Genomic DNA, 21,126 nt, shown 5'->3' with positions numbered 1-21,126 from the left:
GTCAGAGGTCGTCGCCTTCGAGGGCCAGCTGGATCAGGTGGTCCAGCTCCATCTGGTCGAGTTCGTCGATGTCGTCGACCAGGCTCTGGACGGGGGTGGGGGCCGGGGTCACGGTCGGCTCGGCCTGCTCCGGCGCGAGTTGTTCGCGCAGGTGCCGGGCGAGCGCGGCCGGCGTCGGGTGGTCGAAGATCAGCGTGGCGGTGAGCCGCAGCCCGGCCGCCGTTCCGAGCCGGTTGCGCAGTTCCAGGGCCGTCAGCGAGTCGAAGCCCAGGTCCAGGAAGCCGCGTTCGGCGTCGATCCCGTCGGCGGAGCCGTGCCCGAGGACCACGGACGCCTCCGCGCGGACGAGGTCGAGGAGCAGTACCTCCTGCTGCGGGCGGTCGAGTCCGGCCAGCCGTTCGGCGAGCGCGGGGCCGCCGGCCGCCGGTGCGGGCGCGCTCTGTGCCGTGCGCCGGACGGGGGTGGTGACGAGGGCGCGCAGCAGCGGGGCGAGGGTGCCGGCGCGGGCCTGTTCCCGCAGGTTCGCGGCGCTCAGCCGGACGGGCAGGACGAGCGCCGGTTCGGCGGTGAGGGCGGCGTCGAAGAGGGCCAGGCCCTCCGCGTCGGACAGGGTCTCCATGCCGCCCCGGCTCACGCGGACCCGGTCGGCCTCGGAGAGGGTGCTGGTCATGCCGTCGTCGGGGGTCCACGGGCCCCAGGCCAGCGAGTGCGCGGCGAGCCCGGCCCGCCTGCGCTGGTGCGCGAGGGCGTCCAGATAGGCGTTGCCGGCCGCGTAGTTGGCCTGTCCGGGGCTGCCGAAGACGCCGGCGGCGGAGGAGAAGAGGACGAACGCGGCGAGGTCGGCGCCGGCGGTGAGTTCGTGCAGGTTGCGGGCGGCGTCGACCTTGGCCCGCAGGACGCGGTCCACGCGCTCGGGGGTCAGGGATTCGACGATCCCGTCGTCCAGGAGGCCGGCGCAGTGGACGACGGCGGTGAGCGGGTGCGTGTGCGTGTGCGTCTTCAGGACTGCGGCCAGCGCCTCCTTGTCCGCCGTGTCGCAGGCCGCGAAGGTGGCCTCGGCGCCCGCCTCCGCGAGGTCCGCGAGGAGCCGTCGGGCCGCGGGGCTCTCGCCGCCGCTGCGGCCGAGCAGCAGCAGCCGCCGGACGCCGTGCCGGTCGACGAGGTGCCGGGCGAGCGCCGCGCCGAGACCGCCGGCCGCGCCGGTGACGACGACCGTCCCTTCGGGGTCGAGGGGCCTCGGCACGGTCAGGACGATCTTCCCGACGTGCCTGGCCTGGCTCATCGTCCTAAACGCGTCCTTGGCCCGCCGTACGTCCCAGGTGGCCAGCGGAAGCGGTGTCAGCGTCCCCGCCGCGAAGAGGGCGAGCACGTCGCGGAACATCTCCTGGATGCGCTCGGGCCCGGCGTCCATGAGGTCGAAGGCCGCGTACGAGACCCCCGGGGGCAGTCCGGCGCCGTCGCGGATGTCGGCCTTGCCCATCTCCAGGAACCGTCCGCCGTCCCCGAGGAGGCGGAGCGAGGCGTCGACGTACTCCCCGGCGAGGGAGTTGAGGACGACCGCGAGGCCGGCGGGGGCGAAGGCGTCCTCGAAGTCCAGCGTGCGGGAGGACGCGATCCGCTCGTCCGGGACGCCCAGGGAGCGCAGCGTGTCCCACTTGCCGGGGCTCGCCGTGCCGTACACCTCGGCGCCGAGCCCGTGCGCGAGCTGGACGGCGGCCATGCCGACGCCGCCCGCCGCCGCGTGCACCAGGACCGGTTCGCCCGGCTGGAGGCGGCCGAGGTCGACGAGGCCGTAGTAGGCGGTGAGGAACGCGACCGGTACGGACGCGGCCGTCTCGTAGGTCCAGTCGGCCGGGATCGGGGCGACCATCCGGAAGTCGGTGACCGCGAGGGGACCGAAGGCGCCGGAGAACAGGCCCATGACCCGGTCGCCGGGGGCGAGTCCGGTCACGTCGGCGCCGAGTTCCGTGACGATGCCGGAGCCTTCGATGCCGATGACGGGGGCGTCGCCGGGGTAGGCGCCCAGCGTGCCCAGGACGTCACGGAAGTTCATGCCGGCGGCGCGGATCGCCACCCGGATCTCGTGCGGCGCGAGGTCGGCCGCACCGCGCGGGTCGGGCACCAGGGCGAGCCCTTCGACGGTGCCGCCCTCGACGATGTCGAGGCGCCAGGCGTCGGTGTCCGCCGGGACGGGGAGCAGGTCGTCCGTGCCGGTGGGGGCGACCCTCGGCGCGAGCAGCGTGCCGCCGCGCAGGGCCAGTTGCGGTTCGCCCGCCGCGAGGACGAGCGGCAGCCACCGGTCCAGGACGTCCGGTTCGGGCGCCACGTCCAGGTCGAGGAGGAGGAAGCGGCCGGGGTGCTCGCTCTGCGCGGAGCGGATCAGGCCCCACACCGGCGCGTGCGTCAGGTCGGCCGGGTCGGGTCCGGCGGCGTTCCGGGTGACGAACACCAGCGGGCTCTGCCGGGGCGGGTCCTGGGCCAGCCAGGTCTGTACGGCCGCGAGGGCCTGGTGCACGGCGGCGTGCGGACTCGACGCCTTCTCGTACACCGCCACCGCGATGTCGCACGCGCCGGGATCGTCCGCGTGGGCCCAGGTGACGGCGGCCGCCTCGGCCAGGGGCAGTGCGGTCCAGTCGACCCGGTACAGCGGGGCGCGGGCCTCGCTCGCCCGTGGCACCAGGTCGCCGCCGACCGGGCGCAGCCGCAGGGACTCCACGGCGGCGACCGGACGGCCGGACGCGTCGGCCACGGCCAGCGACACCAGGTCGGGCGCGCCGCCGTCGAGCCGTACCCGCAGCGCGTCCGCGCCGGTGGCGTACAGGGTGACGCCGTTCCAGGAGAACGGCATGCGGTCGACGTAGGGCTGGTCGTCGGGGCGGGGGCGCAGGGCCAGGGTGTGCAGGGCCGCGTCGAGGAGCGCGGGGTGCAGGCCGAAGCGGTCGGCGCCGACCTTGTGGTCGTCGGGGAGGGCGATCTCCGCGTACACCGACTCGCCCGCCACCCAGGCCGAGCGCAAGCCCTGGAAGGCGGGGCCGTAGCCGAAGCTGGTGGTGGCGACGCGGTCGTACAGGTCGTCGACGGGGACGGGGGTCGCGCCGGGCGGCGGCCAGGTGGTCAGGTCGAAGGACTCGGCCGCCGCCTGGGGGGCCAGGACGCCGGTCGCGTGCCGGGTCCACTCGCCTTCCCGCTCGGGGTCCCAGGGGCGGGCGTACAGGTGGAGGGAGCGGCGGCCGTCCGCGTCGGGCGCGTCGGCCATCAGCTGGAGCTGGACCGAGCCGCGTTCGGGCAGCGTCAGCGGTGCCTCGATGGTGAGTTCGTCGACCCGGCCGCAGCCGACCTGGTCCCCGGCGCGCACCGCGAGTTCGACGTACGCCGTGCCGGGCAGCACCGCGACACCGCCGACGGCGTGGTCGGCGAGCCAGGGGTGGGTGCGCAGCGAGAGGCTTCCGGTGAACAACGCGCCCTGGGTGCCCGCGAGTTGGACGGCCGCCCCGAGCAGGGGGTGGTCGGCGTCGGCGAGTCCGGCCGCGCTCATGTCGCCGGCGGGGGCGGTGGCGGGGCGGATCCAGTAGCGCTCGCGCTGGAAGGGGTAGGTGGGCAGGCCGGTGCGGCGGGCGCCGGTGTCCGCGAACACAGCCGGCCAGTCGGGCGCCACACCGTGGGTCCACAGTCCGCCGACCGCGCCGAGGAGGGCGCGTTCCTCGCCCCGGTCCTTGCGCTGGGCCGGCAGGGCGGCCGGGAAGGCGTCGCCCGCCATGCCGCAGAGGGTGCCGTCCGGGCCGAGTTCGAGCAGGACGCCGACACCGCTGCCGGCGAGGGTGGCCATGGCGTCGGCGAACCGTACGGCCTCGCGGGCGTGCCGGGTCCAGTACCCCGGATCGGCCAGTTCCTCGTCGACCGGGCCGCCGGTCAGCGTGGACACGAACCGCGTCTGCGGCCGGGCCCAGGTGACCTCGGCGAGGACGGCCGCGAACTCCTCCAGCATCGGTTCCATGAGCGGGGAGTGGAAGGCGTGGCTGACCCGCAGCCTGCGGGTGCGCAGGCCGGCCGCCTTGAAGCGGTCCTCCAGTGCGGCGAGGGCGGTCAGGTCGCCCGAGAGCACGGTGGCCGTGGGGCCGTTGACCGCCGCGACGGCGACGGTGTCGGGGAGGTGGGCGGCCGCGGTGGCCTCGTCGGTCTCGACGGCCAGCATGCCGCCGCCCGCCGGCAGCGCGGACATCAGCCGGCCCCGCGCGCACACCAGCCGGGCGGCGTCCGGCAGGCTCAGCACGCCCGCGACGTGCGCGGCGGCGAACTCGCCCACCGAGTGCCCGGCGACCGCGTCGGGCCGCAGGCCCCACGACGACAGCAGTTCGGCGAGGGCGACCTGGAAGGCGAACAGGGCGGGCTGGGCGAGCGCCGTGTCCCGCAGGGCCTCGGCGCCGGCGTCGGTCAGGTCGAACAGGCTGTCGCGCAGCGGGCTGGGCAGCCAGCGGTCGGTCTCCGCGCACACCGCGTCGAGGGCTTCGGCGAAGACGGGGAAGCGTTCGTACAACTCGCGTCCCATGCCGGGGCGTTGGGCGCCCTGCCCGGAGAAGACCCAGGCGGTTTCGGGGGCGCCCCGCACGACGCCGGTGACGCCGCCGGCCGGGGTGCGGCCTTCGGCGAGGGCGGTCAGGGCCTCGGCCAGTTCCTCGTGGTCGCGGGCGGTGAAGGCGGCGCGGTGGTCGAGGGCGGCCCGGGTCTGGGTGAGGGAGAGGGCGGTGTCGGGGAGGGCGGGGGCCGTGGCGACGTGCTCCAGCAGCCGTTGCGCCTGTGCCCGCAACGCCGGTTCTGTCCGCGCGGACAGCGTGAACGGGAGGATCCCCTGGACGTCGGCGGGTTCGGCCGTCGCGCTCTCGGGGCCGTTCTCCAGGATCACGTGCGCGTTGGTCCCGCTCACCCCGAACGAGGACACCCCGGCCCGCCGGGGCCGTCCGGTCTCGGGCCACGGGGTGTTCTCGGTGACCAGCGTCACCGCGCCGGCCGTCCAGTCGACGTGCGAACTCGGCTCGTCCACATGGAGGCTGGCCGGCAGCATGCCGTGCCGCATCGCCTCGACGGCCTTGATGATGCCGGCGACCCCGGCGGCGGCCTGGGTGTGCCCGATGTTGGACTTCACCGAGCCGAGATACAGGGGCAGTTCGGCGGAGTGGTCCTGGCCGTAGGTGGCCAGCAGCGCCTGTGCCTCGATCGGGTCGCCGAGGGTGGTGCCGGTGCCGTGCGCCTCGACGGCGTCCACGTCGGCCGGCTCCAGGCGGGCGTTCGCCAGCGCCTGGCGGATGACGCGCTGCTGGGCCGGTCCGTTGGGTGCGGTGAGGCCGTTGGAGGCGCCGTCCTGGTTGACGGCGGAGCCCCGCACGATCGCCAGGACCTCGTGGCCGTTGCGTTCGGCTTCGGAGAGGCGTTCGAGGACGAGGAGGCCGACGCCCTCGCCCCAGCCGGTGCCGTCGGCGGCTTCCGCGAACGGCTTGCAGCGGCCGTCGGCGGCAAGTCCCCGCTGGCGGGAGAACTCGACGAAGGAGGCGGGCGTCGACATGACGGACGCGCCGCCCGCGACGGCGAGCGTGCACTCGCCCTGCCGTAGCGCCTGCGCCGCGAGGTGCAGGGCGACCAGGGACGACGAGCAGGCCGTGTCGACGGTCACCGCGGGCCCTTCGAGCCCGAAGGTGTAGGCGAGCCGCCCGGAGACGACGCTCGCCGCGTTGCCCGCGAGCAGGTAGCCCTCCGCGCCGCTGGGGATCTCGGCGAGTCCGCTGACGTAGTCCTGGCCGTTGGTGCCGACGAACACGCCGGTCGCGGAGCCCTTCAGCGCGCTCGGGTCGATGCCCGCCCGCTCGAACGCCTCCCACGCGGTCTCCAGGAGGAGCCGCTGCTGCGGGTCCATGGCCAGCGCCTCGCGGGGGCTGATCCCGAAGAGTTCGGCGTCGAACTCGGCGGCGTCGTGCAGGAACGCGCCGTGCCGGGTGTAGGTGGTGCCGAGGTGGTCGGGGTCGGGGTGGTAGAGCGCGTCGAGGTCCCAGCCCCGGTCGGTGGGGAACTCACCGATCGCGTCCTCGCCGGCCGCCAGCAGCTCCCACAGCTCGCGCGGGGTGCGTACGCCGCCGGGGAAGCGGCAGCTCATGGCGACGATCGCGATGGGCTCGGCTGCGTCGGCGACGACGGTCGGCGCCGGGCCCGACTCGGCTGTGTCGCCCAGGAGTTGCCCGCCGAGGTGGGCGGCCAGTTCGGCCGCGGAGGGGTGGTCGAAGACGAGGGTGGTGGGCAGCTTCAGACCGGTGACCGACGCGAGCCGGTTGCGCAGTTCCACGGCCGTCAGCGAGTCGAACCCGAGTTCCCTGAAGGCCCGTCCGGCCGGGACCGCGTCGGCGCCCTCGTGTCCGAGGACGGCGGCGGCCTGGGCGCGGACCAGGGTGAGGAGGGTGCGGGTGCGGTCGGCGGGCGACTGCGCGGCGAGCTTCTGCCCCAGGGCGCCCAGCTCCCGGCCGGGTTCATCCCGCGTGGCCGGCCTGGTCACCGGCAGCGCCCGCGCCCAGGCGGGCGCCGCACCACCGGTGTCGGTGAACCGGCTCCAGTCCACGTCGATGACGAGCAGCGTGGTGTCGCCGCCGTCGAGCGCCCCTCGGAGCGCGCGGATCGCCCGCTGCGGCGCCATCGGGCGGACGCCGCTGTGCCGCAGCCGGTCCTCGACGACCCCGGCGTCGGCGGCCAGCCCGCCCCCGCCCCACGCGCCCCACGCGACGGAGGTCGCGGGCAGCCCGTCGGCCTTGCGCCGCTCGGCGAGCGCGTCCAGGTAGGCGTTGGCGGCGGCGTAGTTGGCCTGTCCGGCGCTGCCGAGGACACCGGCGGCGGACGAGAACAGGACGAACGCGGTGAGCGGGAGGTCCTTCGTCAGCTCGTGGAGGTGGGTCGCGGCGGCGGTCTTCGGGGCGAACACGGTCGCGAGGCGGGCCGTGTCCAGCTGGTCCAGGACGCCGTCGTCGAGGACGCCCGCCGTGTGGAAGACGGCGGTCGGGGGGTGGGCGGCGAAGAGGCGGGACAGGTCGTCGCGGTCCGCCGTGTCGCAGGCGGCGAGGGTGACCCGGGCGCCCGACTCCTCGAGTTCCGCGCGGAGTTCGGCGGCGCCGGGAGCGTCCTCGCCCCTGCGGCTGGCCAGGACGATGTGCTCGGCACCGGCCTGGGCGAGCCAGCGGGACACGTGGGCGCCCAGGGCGCCGGTGCCGCCGGTGACCAGGACGGTGCCGGTGGGGGTCCAGGGGGCGGCCGCAGAGGCGGCCGGCGTGGCCTCGACGAGTCGTCGCACGTACACCCCCGAGCCCCGCACGGCGAGTTCGTCCTCGCCGTCCGACCGGCTCAGCAGCCCGCGCAGTTCACCGAGCCCGCGCTCCCCCAACTCGTCGAGGTCCCGGGGCAGATCGAGCAACCCGCCCCAGCGCTCCGGATACTCGTGGGCGAGGCTGCGCCCGAGCCCGCAGACCTGCGCCTGGCCGGGCTCGGCGGGCCCGTCCCCCTCCGCCACGGCGACCGCGCCCCGGGTGACCAGCCACAGCGGCGCGTCCTTGCCGAGGTCGCCCAGCGCCTGGGCGAGCGCCAGCGTGGCCGCCGTCCCGGCGGGCACGGCCGGATGGTCCGGGTGCGGCCGCTGGTCGTCGGCGAGCAGCGACACCACCCCGGCGAGCGAGGTGACGTCGACCGCGCCGAGCAGCCGGGCGAGTTCGGCGCGGCCGGTGGTCGCGGGGTCGACGACGACGGGAACGGTGTCGGGCCCGAGCAGCGCCTTCGTCCAGGAGTGGTCGCCCTCGCCCTGGACGACGAGCCACGTCCCGTCCTGTGTCCGCCGGTTGCCGCCGTCCTCGGTGAGCGGCTGCCAACTGACGTGGTGCCGCCACTCGTTGTCACACCGCTCGGTCCGCCCCGGGCCCGACTCCAGCCAGTACCGCTTGCGTTCGAAGGCGTACAGCGGCAGTGCGACCCGCCGCGCACCGGGGTAGGCGGGCGTCCAGTCGCAGTCGAGACCGCGTACGTACGCCTCGGCCAGCGATCCGTGGAAGCGGCCCAGCGTTCCCTGGTCGCGCCGCAGCGTCCCGAGCGCGACCACGCCTTCGGCCGTCTCCTGGATGCCGGCGGTGAGCACCGGGTGGCTGCTGGTCTCGACGAAGAACCCGAACCCCTGCCCGGCCAGCGCCCGCACGCTCTCCTCGAAGCGGACCCGGCGGCGCAGGTTGGTGTACCAGTACCGGGCGTCGAGCCCGGTGCCGTCCTGCCAGTCGGCGGTCACGGTCGAGAAGAACGGGATGTCCGCCGCGCGCGGGGCGATCCCCGCCAGTCGTGCCGCCAATTCTTCCTCGACGGCCTCGACGTGGTCGGTGTGGGAGGCGTAGTCGACCGGAACGGGCCGCGCCCGCCGCCCGCACGCCTCGACCGCCATGCGGATCTCGTCGAGCGCGTCGGGGTCCCCGGCGAACACCACGGACCGTGGCCCGTTGACGGCCGCGATCGACACCCGCTCGCTCCACGGGATCAGCCGCGCCTCGGCCTCCGCCACGGACAGCTCGACGGACAACATGCCGCCCTTGCCCGCGAGTTCGGCGAGGATCACCTGGCTGCGCAGGGCGACGACCTTCGCGCCGTCCGCCAGCGACAACGCCCCGGCCACGACAGCCGCCGCGATCTCACCCTGCGAGTGACCCAGAACGGCGGCGGGCTCGACACCGTAGGAGCGCCACAGCGCGGCCAGCGACACCATCACCGCCCACAACACCGGCTGGACCACATCCACCCGGGCCAACATCGCCTCGTCCGACAGGACATCGAGCAACGACCAGTCGACGTACGCCGACAGAGCCTCGCCGCACTCCCGCATCCGCTCCGCGAACACCGGGGAATCAGCAAGGAGTTCGACCGCCATGCCGACCCACTGCGAACCCTGCCCCGGGAAGACGAACACCGTCCGTCCCCGCACATCGGCGATGCCCTGCACGAGCCCCGCCGGCAACTCGCCGTCCGCGAGCGCCAGAAGGGCCGCCCGGTGGTCGGTGAGTGCCACGGCGCGGTGGGTGAGGGCCGAGCGGGTGGTGGCGAGCGAGAGTCCGAGGTCCCCGCCGGGGGTCTCCGGGTGCGCGTCGGCGTGGGCGACCAGGGCCCGTGCCTGCTCGGCGAGCGCCTGCTCGGAGCGGGCCGAGAGCGGCCATGGGCCGTCGGTGACCACGCGTGCGGCGGTGGCGGGCTCCGCCGTCTGCGGCGCCTGTTCCAGGATCGCGTGGGCGTTGGTGCCGCTCACGCCGAACGAGGACACGCCCGCCCGCCGGGGCCGCCCGGTCTCGGGCCACGGCCGGGACTCGGTGAGGAGTTCGACCGCGCCTTCGGACCAGTCGACGTGCGGCGACGGCGCGTCCGTGTGGAGCGTCATCGGCAGCACCCCGTGCCGCAGGGCCTGGACCGTCTTGATGACGCCGGCGACCCCGGCGGCGGCCTGGGTGTGGCCGATGTTGGACTTCAACGCGCCGAGCCACAGCGGCTCTTCACGGTCCTGGCCGTAGGTGGCGAGCAGCGCCTGTGCCTCGATCGGGTCGCCGAGGGTGGTGCCGGTGCCGTGCGCCTCGACGGCGTCGACGTCGGACGGCTTGAGCCGGGCGTTGGCGAGCGCCTGGCGGATGACCCGCTGTTGGGCCGGGCCGTTGGGGGCGGACAGCCCGTTGGAGGCGCCGTCCTGGTTGACGGCCGAGCCCCGCACGATCGCCAGGACCTCGTGGCCGTTGCGGCGCGCGTCCGACAGCCGCTCCAGGAGCAGCATGCCGACGCCCTCGCCCCAGCCGGTGCCGTCCGCTGCGGCGGCGAACGGCTTGCAGCGGCCGTCCGCCGCGAGCCCGCGCTGGCGGGAGAACTCGACGAAGGTGCCCGGTGTGGACATGACGGTCACCCCGCCGGCCAGGGCCATCGTGCACTCGCCCTGCCGCAGTGCCTGCGCGGCGAGGTGCAGGGTCACCAGGGACGACGAGCAGGCCGTGTCGACGGTGATCGCCGGGCCTTCGAGGCCGAGCGTGTAGGAGACACGCCCGGAGGCGACGCTGCCGGAGGTGCCGCCGCCGAGGTAGCCCTCGACGTCGTCGGGCACGGCCGTGAGCCCGGAGCCGTAGTCGTGGTACATGACGCCCGCGAAGACGCCGGTGCGGCTGCCGCGTACGGTCGCCGGGTCGATCCCGGCGTGCTCGAAGGCGTGCCAGGAGCTCTCCAGGAGGAGCCGCTGCTGCGGGTCCATGGCCAGCGCCTCGCGGGGTGAGATGCCGAAGAAGGCGGCGTCGAAGTCGGCAGCGTCGTAGAGGAATCCGCCCTCGCGGGCGTAGAAGGTGCCGGGGCGACCCGGCTCGGGGTCGTAGAGGCCGTCGATGTCCCAGCCCCGGTCGGTGGGCATCGCGCCGACCGCGTCGGTGCCGGTGACGACCAGCCGCCACAGGTCCTCGGGGCTGCGCACTCCGCCGGGGAAGCGGCAGGCCATGCCGATGACGACGACGGGGTCGTCGTCCGCGACGGCGGCTGCCGCGCGGCTGTCGGCGCCGTCCTCGGCACCGCCGAGCAGCAGGGTCCGCAGGTGGGCGGCGAGGGCGGTGGGGGTGGGATGGTCGAAGACGAGGGTGGCGGGGAGGCGGACGCCGGTCGCCTCGGTGAGCTGGTTGCGCAGGGCGACGGCGGTCAGCGAGTCGAAACCCAGCTCGTTGAAGGCGCTGGTCTCGTCGATGGCCTCGGGTCCCGAGTGGCCGAGGACCGCCGCCACATGACGGCGGATCAGATCCAGCAGCGCGTGCTCGCGCTCCGGCGCGGACAGCGCGGCGAGCCGCCGCGCGAAGGCGCCGCCGGCCTCGGCCGACCGGGCGGTGGGCCGCACCGGGGTGCGCACCAACGCCCGCAGCAGCGCGGGCACTTCGGGAGCGGCCCGCAGGACGCCGAGGTCCAGCGGCACGGCGACCAGGTGGGCGGCGCGGCCGTGGACGGCGGCGTCGAAGAGGCGCAGTCCGTCCTCGTTGCTGAGCGGCAGGGCGCCGGTGGCGCGTTGGCGGGCCACGTCCTCCTCCGCGAGGTGCCCGGTCATGCCGCTGCTCTCGGCCCACAGCCCCCAGCCGATGGAGACGCCGGGCAGCCCGGCGGCCCTGCGGTGCGCGGCGAGCGCGTCCAAATAGGCGTTGGCGGCGGCGTAGTTGGCCTGTCCGGGGGCGCCGAACGCGGCGGCGGCCGAGGAGAACAGGACGAACGCCGACAGGTCCAGGTCGCGGGTGAGTTCGTGCAGGTTGAGCGCCGCGTCCGCCTTGGGGCGCAGCACGGGTGCGAGCCGGTCCGGGGTGAGCGAGTCGACGACCGCGTCGTCGAGGACGCCTGCGGTGTGGACCACGGCGGTCGGCGGGTGCTCGGCGAGGAGGCGGGCCAGGTCGTCCCGGTCGGCGGCGTCGCAGGCGGCGACGACCGCCTCGGCGCCCGACTCGCCCAGCTCGGCGCGGAGTTCGCGCGCGCCGGGCGCGTCGATGCCCCGCCGGCTGGTCAGGACGAGGCGGCGCACCCCGTGCTCGGCGACGAGGTGCCGGGCGACGAGTGAGCCGAGCAGCCCCGTGCCGCCGGTGATCAGGACGGTGCCCTCGGGGTCCCACACGGGTGCGGGCGGCGCGGTCGGTGCGGCGGCGCGGACCAGCCGTGCGACCTTCACCGCGCCGGCGCGCACGGCGAGTTCGGTCTCGGCGCCGGTGACGTACGGGAGCAGCAGGGGCAGCGCCGTCGCCGGGTCGTCGACGTCGGCGAGGACGATCCGGCCCGGGTGCTCGGACTGCGCGGACCGCAGCAGACCGCGTACGGCGGCGGCGGTGAGGTCGGTGACGTCCTCACCCTCCTCGGTCGCCACGGCGCCCTCGGTCAGCAGCACCAGCCGGGACTCGGCGAGGCGTTCGTCGCCGAGCCACTGCTGGACGAGGGCCAGCGCGTCGGTGAGGGCGGCCTGGACGCCGGTGCCGGTGACCGGGGCGAGGACGACCGGCGGGATCGGGCCCGCGGCGAGCAGCGCGGCCAGGTCGTCGTGGGCCGCGATGCCCAGGTCGGCGCCGATCATGGCGGCTTCGGGCGGGGTCGGGCCGGGGGGCGGGGCCGGCTGCCAGGCCAGGGTGAACAGGGCGTCGCGGCGGACGCCGGTGAGGGGGGTGTCGGGGAGCGGGCGGGTGCGCAGGGAGTCGGCGGTCAGCACGGGGGCGCCGGTCTCGTCGGCGGCCTCGATGCGGCCGTCCGCCGTGAGGCGCACGCGCAGTGCGGTCGCGCCGGTGGCGTGCAGGGTGACGCCGGTCCAGGCGAAGGGCAGGGAGATGCCGTCGCCGCGGTCGGTGAAGAGGTAGGGGTGCAGGGCGGCGTCGAGGAGCGCGGGGTGGATGCCGAACGCGCCGGGCTCCACGGGGAGTCGGACCTCCGCGTAGAGGTCGTCGCCCGTGCGCCAGACCTCCGTCACGCCCTGGAAGACGGGTCCGTACCCGAGTCCGGACGAGGCGAGGGTGTCGTACAGGCCGTCCGTCGCGATGGGCTCGGCGCCGGGCGGCGGCCAGGCCGTGAGGTCGGCCGGGGTGCCGGGGCCGGCGGTGAGGGTGCCGGTGGCGTGCAGGGTCCACGGGGTGTCGTGATCGCCGTCCGCCGTACGGGAGTTGACGGTCAGCGGGCGGTTCCCGGCGGCGTCGGCGGCGCGTACGGTGACCTGGATCTGGACGGCGCCGGCCGGGTCGAGGACCAGCGGGGCCTCCAGGGTCAGCTCGGCGATCCGCGCGAGCCCGACCTGGTCCCCGGCGTGCAGCGCCAGTTCCACGAAGGCGGTGCCGGGCAGCAGCACGGTGTCCCGGACGGCGTGGTCGGCGAGCCAGGGGTGGGTCGCGAGGGAGAGCCGGCCGACGAGGACGAGGTCGTCCCCGGGCAGCGGAACAGCCGCGCCCAGCAAGGGGTGTTCGGCGGCGCGCAGCCCCACGGAGGCGACGTCGGCCCTGGTGCCCGCGCCGGCCTCGGGCCAGTACCGCTCGTGCTGGAACGCGTACGTCGGCAGCGCGGCCGGCCGGGGCGCGAGCGGGGCGAACACCGTCGCCCAGTCCGGCGAGAGCCCGCTGACGTGCGCCTCGGCGAGCGAGGCGAGCAGCCGCGCCGTACCGCCGTCGCCGCGCCGCAGCGTTCCGACGACGACGGCCTCGGCGCCGGCCGCCTCCAGCGTCCGTTGCAGCGCGGCCGTGAGCACCGCGTGCGGGCTCACCTCGACGAAGTGCGTGAGCCCCTGGCCTGCGGCAGCCCGGGTCACCGCGTCGAAGCGGACCGGCTCGCGGAGGTTGCGGTACCAGTAGCCGGCGGTGAGTTCGGTCGTGTCGAGGGGTTCGCCGGTCACCGCCGAGTAGAAGGGGACGGCAGACGGCTTGGGCTCGATCCCGGCGAGTTCGGCGACGAGGCCGGCCTCGACCGCCTCGACGTGCGCGGAGTGCGAGGCGTAGTCGACGGGCACCCGGCGGGCCCGTACGCCGTCGGCCTCGCAGGCGGCGGCGAGTGCGTCCAGGGCGTCCGGGTCACCGGCCACCACCACGGCCCCGGGGCTGTTGACGGCCGCCACCGAGATCCGCGCGCTCCAGGGCGCCAGCCGCGCCTCGGTGTCCTCGGCCGGCAGCTCGACGGACAACATGCCGCCCTTGCCGGCGAGTTCGGCGAGGATCACCTGGCTGCGCAGGGCGACGACCTTGGCGCCGTCCGCCAGCGAGAGCGCTCCGGCGACGACGGCCGCCGCGATCTCACCCTGCGAGTGACCCAGTACGGCGGCGGGCTCAATGCCGTAGGACCGCCACAGCGCGGCCAGCGACACCATCACCGCCCACAGCACCGGCTGGACCACGTCGACCCGGGCCAGCATCTCCTCGTCGGAGAGGACGTCGAGCAGCGACCAGTCGACGTAGGCCGACAGGGCCTCGGCGCATTCGGCCATGCGCTGCGCGAACACCGGTGACTCGTCGAGGAGTTCGATCGCCATGCCGACCCACTGCGAACCCTGCCCGGGGAAGACGAAGGCGGCCTTGCCCCGTTCCCGTGCGGTCCCTCGGACCAGGCCGGCGTCGACCGTGTCCGCTTCCAGCGCGGCGAGCGCCCGCCGGAAGTCGGCCAGGTCACGGCCGACGAGCACCGCCCGGTGGTCGAAGGCGGACCGGGTGGTGGCCAGCGCGTGGCCGAGGTCGACGGTGTCGGGGGCCGGCCGGGAGTCGAGGAGCGCCAGCAGTCGGCCGGCCTGCGCCCGCAGTGCGTCCGGGGTGCGGGCCGACAGCGTCCAGGGCACCGGGACCGCGGGGGCCGGCCGGGGGGCGGCCACAGGGGACTGCGGGGCGGGCGGCGCCTCGACGATCAGGTGCGCGTTGGTGCCGCTCACCCCGAACGCGGAGACGGCGGCCCGGCGCGGCCGTCCGGTCTCGGGCCACGGCCGGGACTCGGCGAGGAGTTCGACCGCCCCGGTGGACCAGTCGACATGGGGGCTGGGGGTGTCCGCGTGCAGCGTCCTCGGGAGCAGGCCGTGCCGGATCGCCTGGACCATCTTGATGACACCGCCGACCCCGGCGGCGGCCTGGGTGTGGCCGATGTTGGACTTCAACGAGCCCAGGTACAGGGGCTGTTCGGCGGAGCGGTCCTGGCCGTAGGTGGCCAGCAGCGCCTGAGCCTCGATCGGGTCGCCGAGGGTGGTGCCGGTGCCGTGCGCCTCGACGGCGTCCACGTCGGCCGGCTCCAGGCGGGCGTTGGCGAGCGCCTGGCGGATGACGCGCTGCTGGGCGGGGCCGTTGGGCGCGGTGAGGCCGTTGCTGGCCCCGTCCTGGTTGACGGCCGAGCCTCGCACGATCGCCAGGACCTCGTGGCCGTTGCGCCGTGCGTCCGACAGTCGTTCCAGGAGCAGCATGCCGACGCCCTCGGACCAGCCGGTGCCGTCCGCGCCCGCGCCGAACGCCTTGCAGCGGCCGTCCGCCGAGAGGCCGCGCTGGCGGGAGAACTCGACGAAGGTGGTCGGGGTCGACATGACGGTGACACCGCCGGCGAGCGCCATCGTGCACTCGCCCTGCTGGAGGGCCTGCGCGGCGAGATGGATGGCGACCAGGGAGGACGAGCAGGCCGTGTCGACGGTCATGGCCGGGCCTTCGAGCCCGAAGGTGTAGGAGATGCGGCCGGAGGCGACGCTGGCCGCGCTGCCGCTGGAGATGTGGCCCTGGAAGGTGTCGGGGAGCTTCGCGGCGTAGTCGTTGTACATGACGCCGAGGAACACGCCGGTCGGGCTGCCCTTGAGGGTGGCGGGGTCGAGGCCCGCGCGTTCGAAGACCTCCCAGGTCGTCTCCAGGAGGAGCCGTTGCTGCGGGTCGGTGGCCATGGCCTCGCGCGGGCTCATCCCGAAGAAGGGCGCGTCGAACCCGGCGACGTCGTCGAGGAATCCGCCGGAGCGGGTGTAGGAGTGGCCGAGCCGGTCGGGGTCGGGGTCGTAGAGGGCGGCGACGTCCCAGCCCCGGTCGGTGGGGAAGCCGGAGATGGCGTCCACTCCCTGGGCGACCAGTTCCCACAGGCCGTCCGCCGAGGCGACGCCGCCGGGGAAGCGGCAGCCCATGGCGACGATGGCGATCGGCTCGTCGGTGCCGGCCGTGCGGACGGCGGCGGTGGGCACGGCCGGGGAGCCCAGGAGCTGCGTGCCGAGGTGGGCGGCGAGCGCGCCGGGTGTCGGGTGGTCGAAGACGAGTGTGGCGGGCAGCCGCAGTCCGGTGCGGGCGTAGAGCGCGTTGCGTAGTTCGACGGCGGTCAGCGAGTCGAACCCGAGGTCCTTGAAGGCCCGGTCGTCGCCGATGGAGCCGGGGTCGGGGTAGCCCAGCACCTCGGCGACGTGGGCGCGCACGAGCGCGCCGAGCCGTGCCTCGCGCTCGGTCTCCGTCAGCGCGGCGAGGTCGGCTGCGAGGTCGGCGGCGGGCGTTCCCGCGAGGTTGTCGGCGGTGCGCCGCCGGGCGCGGACGAGCCGGCTGAGCAGTGCGGGCACCGCGTCGCCGGAGGCCCGCAGCGCTTCGGTGTCGAGACGTACGGGGGCGAGGGCGGGTTCGCCGAGCGCGGTGGCCGTGTCGAAGAGGGCCAGGCCCTGTTCGGGGTCGAGCGGGAGGATGCCGCCGCGTTCCATGCGCCGTACGTCGGTGGTGTCGAGGTTCGCGGTCATGCCGGCGCCTGGGGCCCAGGCGCCCCAGGCGAGCGAGACGGCGGGCAGTCCGGCGGCGGCGCGGTGGCGGGCGAGGGCGTCCAGGAAGGCGTTGGCGGCGGCGTAGTTGGCCTGTCCCGGGCCGCCGAGCAGGCCGGACGCGGAGGAGAACAGGACGAACGCCGCGAGGTCGTCGGTGAGTTCGTGCAGGTTGAGGGCCGCGTCGACCTTGGGGCGCAGGACGGCGTCGAGGCGTTCGGGGGTGAGCGATTCGACGATGCCGTCGTCGAGGACGCCGGCGGTGTGGACGACGGCGGTCAGCGGGTGCTCGCCGGGGATGTCCGCGAGGAGGGCGGCGAGCGCGTCGCGGTCGGCAGCGTCGCAGGCGGCGAGGGTGACGTGGGCGCCCGACTCCTGTAGTTCGGCGGCGAGTTCGGGCGCGCCCGGGGTGTCGGCGCCGCGCCGCCCGGCGAGCAGCAGGTGCCGGACGCCGTGTTCGGTGACGAGGTGCCGGGCGACGAGGGAGCCGAGGCCGCCGGTGCCGCCGGTGATCAGGACGGTGCCCTGCGGGTCCCAGTCCAGGGGCGGCCGGGCGGGGGTGTGCGCGCGGGTGAGCCGGGGAATCTGCACCTCGCCGTCGTGCCAGCGCAGTTGTGGTTCGTCGGTGGCCGCGACGGCGGCCAGGACGGCGGCGGTCGGCTCCTCGTCGACGTCGAGCAGGGCGAAGCGGCCGGGGTGTTCGGACTGGGCGGCGCGCACGAGGCCCCAGACGACGGCGTTGACCGGGTCGTCGGCGCCGTGGGTGACGAACACGAGGCGGGAGTCGGCCAGTCGCTCACCGTCCGCGTCGAGCCAGTCCTGTACGAGCCGCAGCGCCCGGTGGGCGGTGTGGTGCGCGGCCGGGGCCGACAGTTCGGCGGCGGCGAAGGGGACGTAGACGGCGTCGTAGCGGGCCGGGGCCGCGGTCAGTTCGGGGAGGCCGGGGTAGCGGTCGGCGGTGTCCAGGGCGGTGTCCGGGGCCTCCAGCATCGCCCAGGTGGCCTCGGTGGCGGGCGGTGCCGGGGCCTTGGTCCATTCGACGCGGAACAGCGCGTCCGCGTGGCGGGTGTCGGTGAGGTCCCCGGTGTCCAGGGGGCGGGTCGTGAGCGTGTCGACGGAGGCCACGGCGGTGCCGGTGGCGTCGGTGACCAGGATCTCGACGGTGTCGGCGGCGAGGGGGGTGACCCGTACGCGCAGGGCGTCGGCTCCGGCGGCGTGCAGGGTGACGCCGTTCCAGGCGAAGGGGAGCAGGCGGGCGTGCTCGGTCGTCCCGACCGCCGTGGCGTGCAGGGCGGCGTCCAGGAGGGCCGGGTGGAGGCCGAACGCCCCTGCCTGGCCCCGGTGTTCGGCGGGGAGGGCGACTTCGGCGTACGTCTCCTCACCGAGGGTCCAGGCGGCGCGCAGGCCCTGGAAGGCGGGGCCGTAGTGGTAGCCGGCGGCGGCGAGCCGGTCGTAGAAGTCCGTCACGGGCACGGGAGTCGCGCCCTGGGGCGGCCAGGCGGTCAGCGTGTCCGGGGGTGAACTCGGCGCGGGGGTGAGGAAACCGGTGGCGTTGAGGGTCCACGGGATGTCGTCGGCCGCGTCCTCCGGGCGGGAGTGCACGGTCGCTACACGGCGGCCCGAGGCGTCGGGCGCGGCGACCACGACCTGGAGGCGTACGGCCTCGCCGTCGGGCAGCGTCAGGGGGCTGACCAGGGTGAGTTCGTCCAGCCGGGGGCAGCCGGCGCGGTCGCCCGCGTGCAGGGCGAGTTCGACGAACGCGGTGCCGGGCAGCAGGACGGTGCCGGCGACGGAGTGGTCCGCGAGCCAGGGGTGGGTGCGGGTCGACAGCCGGGCGGTGAAGAGCAGGAGGTCGCCGTCCGCGAGGGCCAGCGCCGCGCCCAGCAGGGGGTGTTCGGGGGCGGACAGGCCGAGCGAGCCGGGGCGGCCGGGCAGGGAGGTGACCGGGTCGAGCCAGTAGCGCTCGCGCTGGAAGGGGTAGGTGGGCAGCGGGACGCGGCGGGCGCCGGAGCCGGTGAGGAAGGCGGTCCAGTCGGGGGCGGCGCCGTGCTCCCACAGCCGGGCCAGCGCCTCGGTCAGGGACTGCTCCTGGCCCCGGTCCTTGCGCTGGGAGGGGACGGTGACGGGCAGCGTGTCCCCGGCGAGCGCCGACAGCGTGCCGTCCGGGCCGACTTCGAGCAGCGCGGAGACGCCCTGCTCGCGCAGCGCGCCGAGGGCGTCGGCGAAGCGTACGGTGTCGCGGGCGTGCCGCGTCCAGTAGCCGGCGGTGGCGAGTTCGTCGGTGACCGGGGTGCCGGTGAGCGCCGACACGAAGGTCACGCGCGGGCGTTGCCAGGTGACGTCGGCCAGGGCCGCGCCGAACTCCGCCAGCATCGGTTCCACGAGCGGTGAGTGGAAGGCGTGGCTGACGCGCAGGGCGCGGGTGCGGACGCCACGGGCGCGGAGCTGTTCCGCGAAGTCGGCGAGGGGGCCGAGGGGGCCGGCGAGGACCGTGGCGTTCGGGCCGTTCACCGCGGCGACCGCGACGCCTTCGGGGAGGTCGGCGGCGATGTCGTCCTCGCTCGCGGCGACCGCCGTCATGCCGCCGCCGGCCGGGAGCGCGGCCATGAGGCGACCCCGGGCGGCGATGACGCGCGCCGCGTCCTGGAGGGAGAGGGCGCCCGCGATGTGGGCGGCGGCGAACTCGCCCACGGAGTGCCCGGCGACCGCGTCGGGGGTGAGTCCGAAGGACTGCCAGAGGCGGGCCAGGGCGATCTGGTAGGCGAACAGGGCGGGTTGAGCGAGGGCGGTGTTGTCGAGGGGGGTGTTGTTGTCGACGGGGGTGTCGGCGGCGGGGTGCTCGGAGGCGCTGGTGTCCCCCTGGCTCCTGTCGCGGTCCCCGGCGTCCTCAGCGTCCCCGGTGTCCCCGGTGTCCCCGGTGTCCCCGGTGTCCCCGGTGTCCCCGGTGTCCGCCTGCGCGAACATCGCCTCCCGTATCGACGTCCCCAGCAACGGGTCGAGGACGGCGCAGACTTCGTCGAGCGCTTCGGCGAACGCCGGGAACCGCTCGTACAACTCGCGGCCCATGCCGGGCCGTTGGGAGCCCTGGCCGGAGAACACCCAGGCGACGCGCGGCACGGTGACGGCCGTCGGCCGCTCGGTGCCGGAGGCGGCCAGTGCGGTCAGCCCCGCGAGCAGCCCCTCGCGGTCGGCCGCGACGACGCTCGCCCGGTGGTCGAGTGCCGTACGGGTGATGGCGAGGGACAACGCCACGTCCGCCGGGGCGAGTTCGGGCCGCTCCGCCACGAACGCGGCCAGTCGGGCCGCCTGTTCCCGCAGCGCGCCCGCGTCCCGGGCCGACAGCAGCCACGGGACGGCGCCGAACGGCCGCCCGGCCGCCGGCTCCTCGACCGCCCCTTCTTCCGCCCCGTCTTCCACGGCCTGTTCGAGGATGAGGTGCGCGTTGGTCCCGCTGATCCCGAACGAGGACACGGCGGCCCGCCGCACCCCGCCCGCGCTCTCCCAGGGCCGTGCCTCGGTCAGCAGCGAGACGGCGCCGGCCTCCCAGTCGACGCGCGGCGTCGGCTCGTCGGCATGCAGCGTCCTCGGCAGCGTCGCGTGCCGCATGGCCTGGACCATCTTGATGACACCGCCGACCCCGGCGGCGGCCTGGGTGTGGCCGATGTTGGACTTCAACGAGCCGAGATACAGGGGCTGTTCGGCGGGGCGGCCCTGACCGTAGGTGGCCAGCAGCGCCTGCGCCTCGATCGGGTCACCGAGCGTCGTACCCGTGCCGTGCGCCTCGACGGCGTCCACGTCGGCCGGCTGGAGCCGGGCGTTGGCGAGCGCCTGCTGGATGACGCGCTGCTGGGCGGGGCCGTTGGGCGCGGTGAGGCCGTTGGAGGCACCGTCCTGGTTGATCGCGGAGCCCCGGACGATCGCCAGCACCTCGTGCCCGTTGCGGCGTGCGTCGGACAGCTTCTCCAGGAGCAGCACCCCGACGCCGTCGCTGAACCCGGTGCCGTCGGCGTCCGCGCCGAACGCCTTGCAGCGGCCGTCCGGCGCGAGTCCGCGCTCGCGGCTGAAGCGGGTGAACGCGCTCGGTGTCGCCATGACGGTGACCCCGCCGGCGACGGCCATCGAGCAGTCCCCGGAGCGCAGCGCCCGCGCCGCCAGATGGATCGCGACGAGGGACGACGAGCACGCCGTGTCGACGGTGACGGCGGGGCCCTCGAAGCCGAAGCTGTAGGCGACCCGCCCCGAGACGACGCTGATCGCGTTGCCCGTCATGAGGTGGCCCTCGGAGACCTCCTCGGACGGCGGCAGCCCGAGGGCGTAGTCCTGGTGGCTGATGCCGGTGAAGACGCCCGTTTTCGTGCCGCGCAGCGTGTCCGCGTCGAGGCCCGCCCGCTCCAGGAGTTCCCAGGTGACTTCGAGCAGTACACGCTGCTGCGGGTCCATCGCGAGGGCTTCGCGCGGCGAGATCTTGAAGAACGGTGCGTCGAAGTCGCCGGCGCCGTCGATGAATCCGCCTTCCTTGGCGTACGACGTGCCGATGTGGTCCGGGTCCGGGTGGTACAGGGACTCCAGTTCCCAGCCCCGGTCGGCCGGGAACGGGGCGATCGCGTCGGTGCCGCTCGCGACCAGGTCCCACAGCTGCTCGGGGGTGCTGACGCCGCCGGGGTAGCGGCAGGCCATCGAGACGATCGCGATGGGCTCCTCGCCCGCCGTCTCCAGCTCCCGTACCCGACGCCGGGCCTGACGAAGATCGGTGGTCGCCTTCTTCAAGTAGTCGAACAGCTCTTGTTCAGTAGCCATGTCTGCCTCGTCCAACTGGGGGGTGGTCAGCGATCGGCGTCGATTGCGCTGGGGGGAAGGTCTGCGGGGCCGCGCGGGCGCTGGGG

The 21,126-nt window shown here is 75.4% G+C and carries 1 protein-coding gene; it reads right to left on the bottom strand.

Features of this window, described 5'->3' with window-relative positions; genetic code table 11:
* Position 1: 1 nt before the first annotated feature.
* Complete coding sequence (locus IAG44_RS43935) at positions 2-21,040, bottom strand: type I polyketide synthase (RefSeq protein ID WP_246562475.1); 21,039 nt, start codon at positions 21,038-21,040, stop codon at positions 2-4.
* Between the last annotated feature and the right edge of the window lie 86 nt (positions 21,041-21,126).

The organism is Streptomyces roseirectus (assembly GCF_014489635.1).
Lineage (GTDB): Bacteria > Actinomycetota > Actinomycetes > Streptomycetales > Streptomycetaceae > Streptomyces > Streptomyces roseirectus.
Note: the sequence above shows the minus strand (reverse complement) of the source record. Positions and strands in the feature narration are given on the sequence as shown.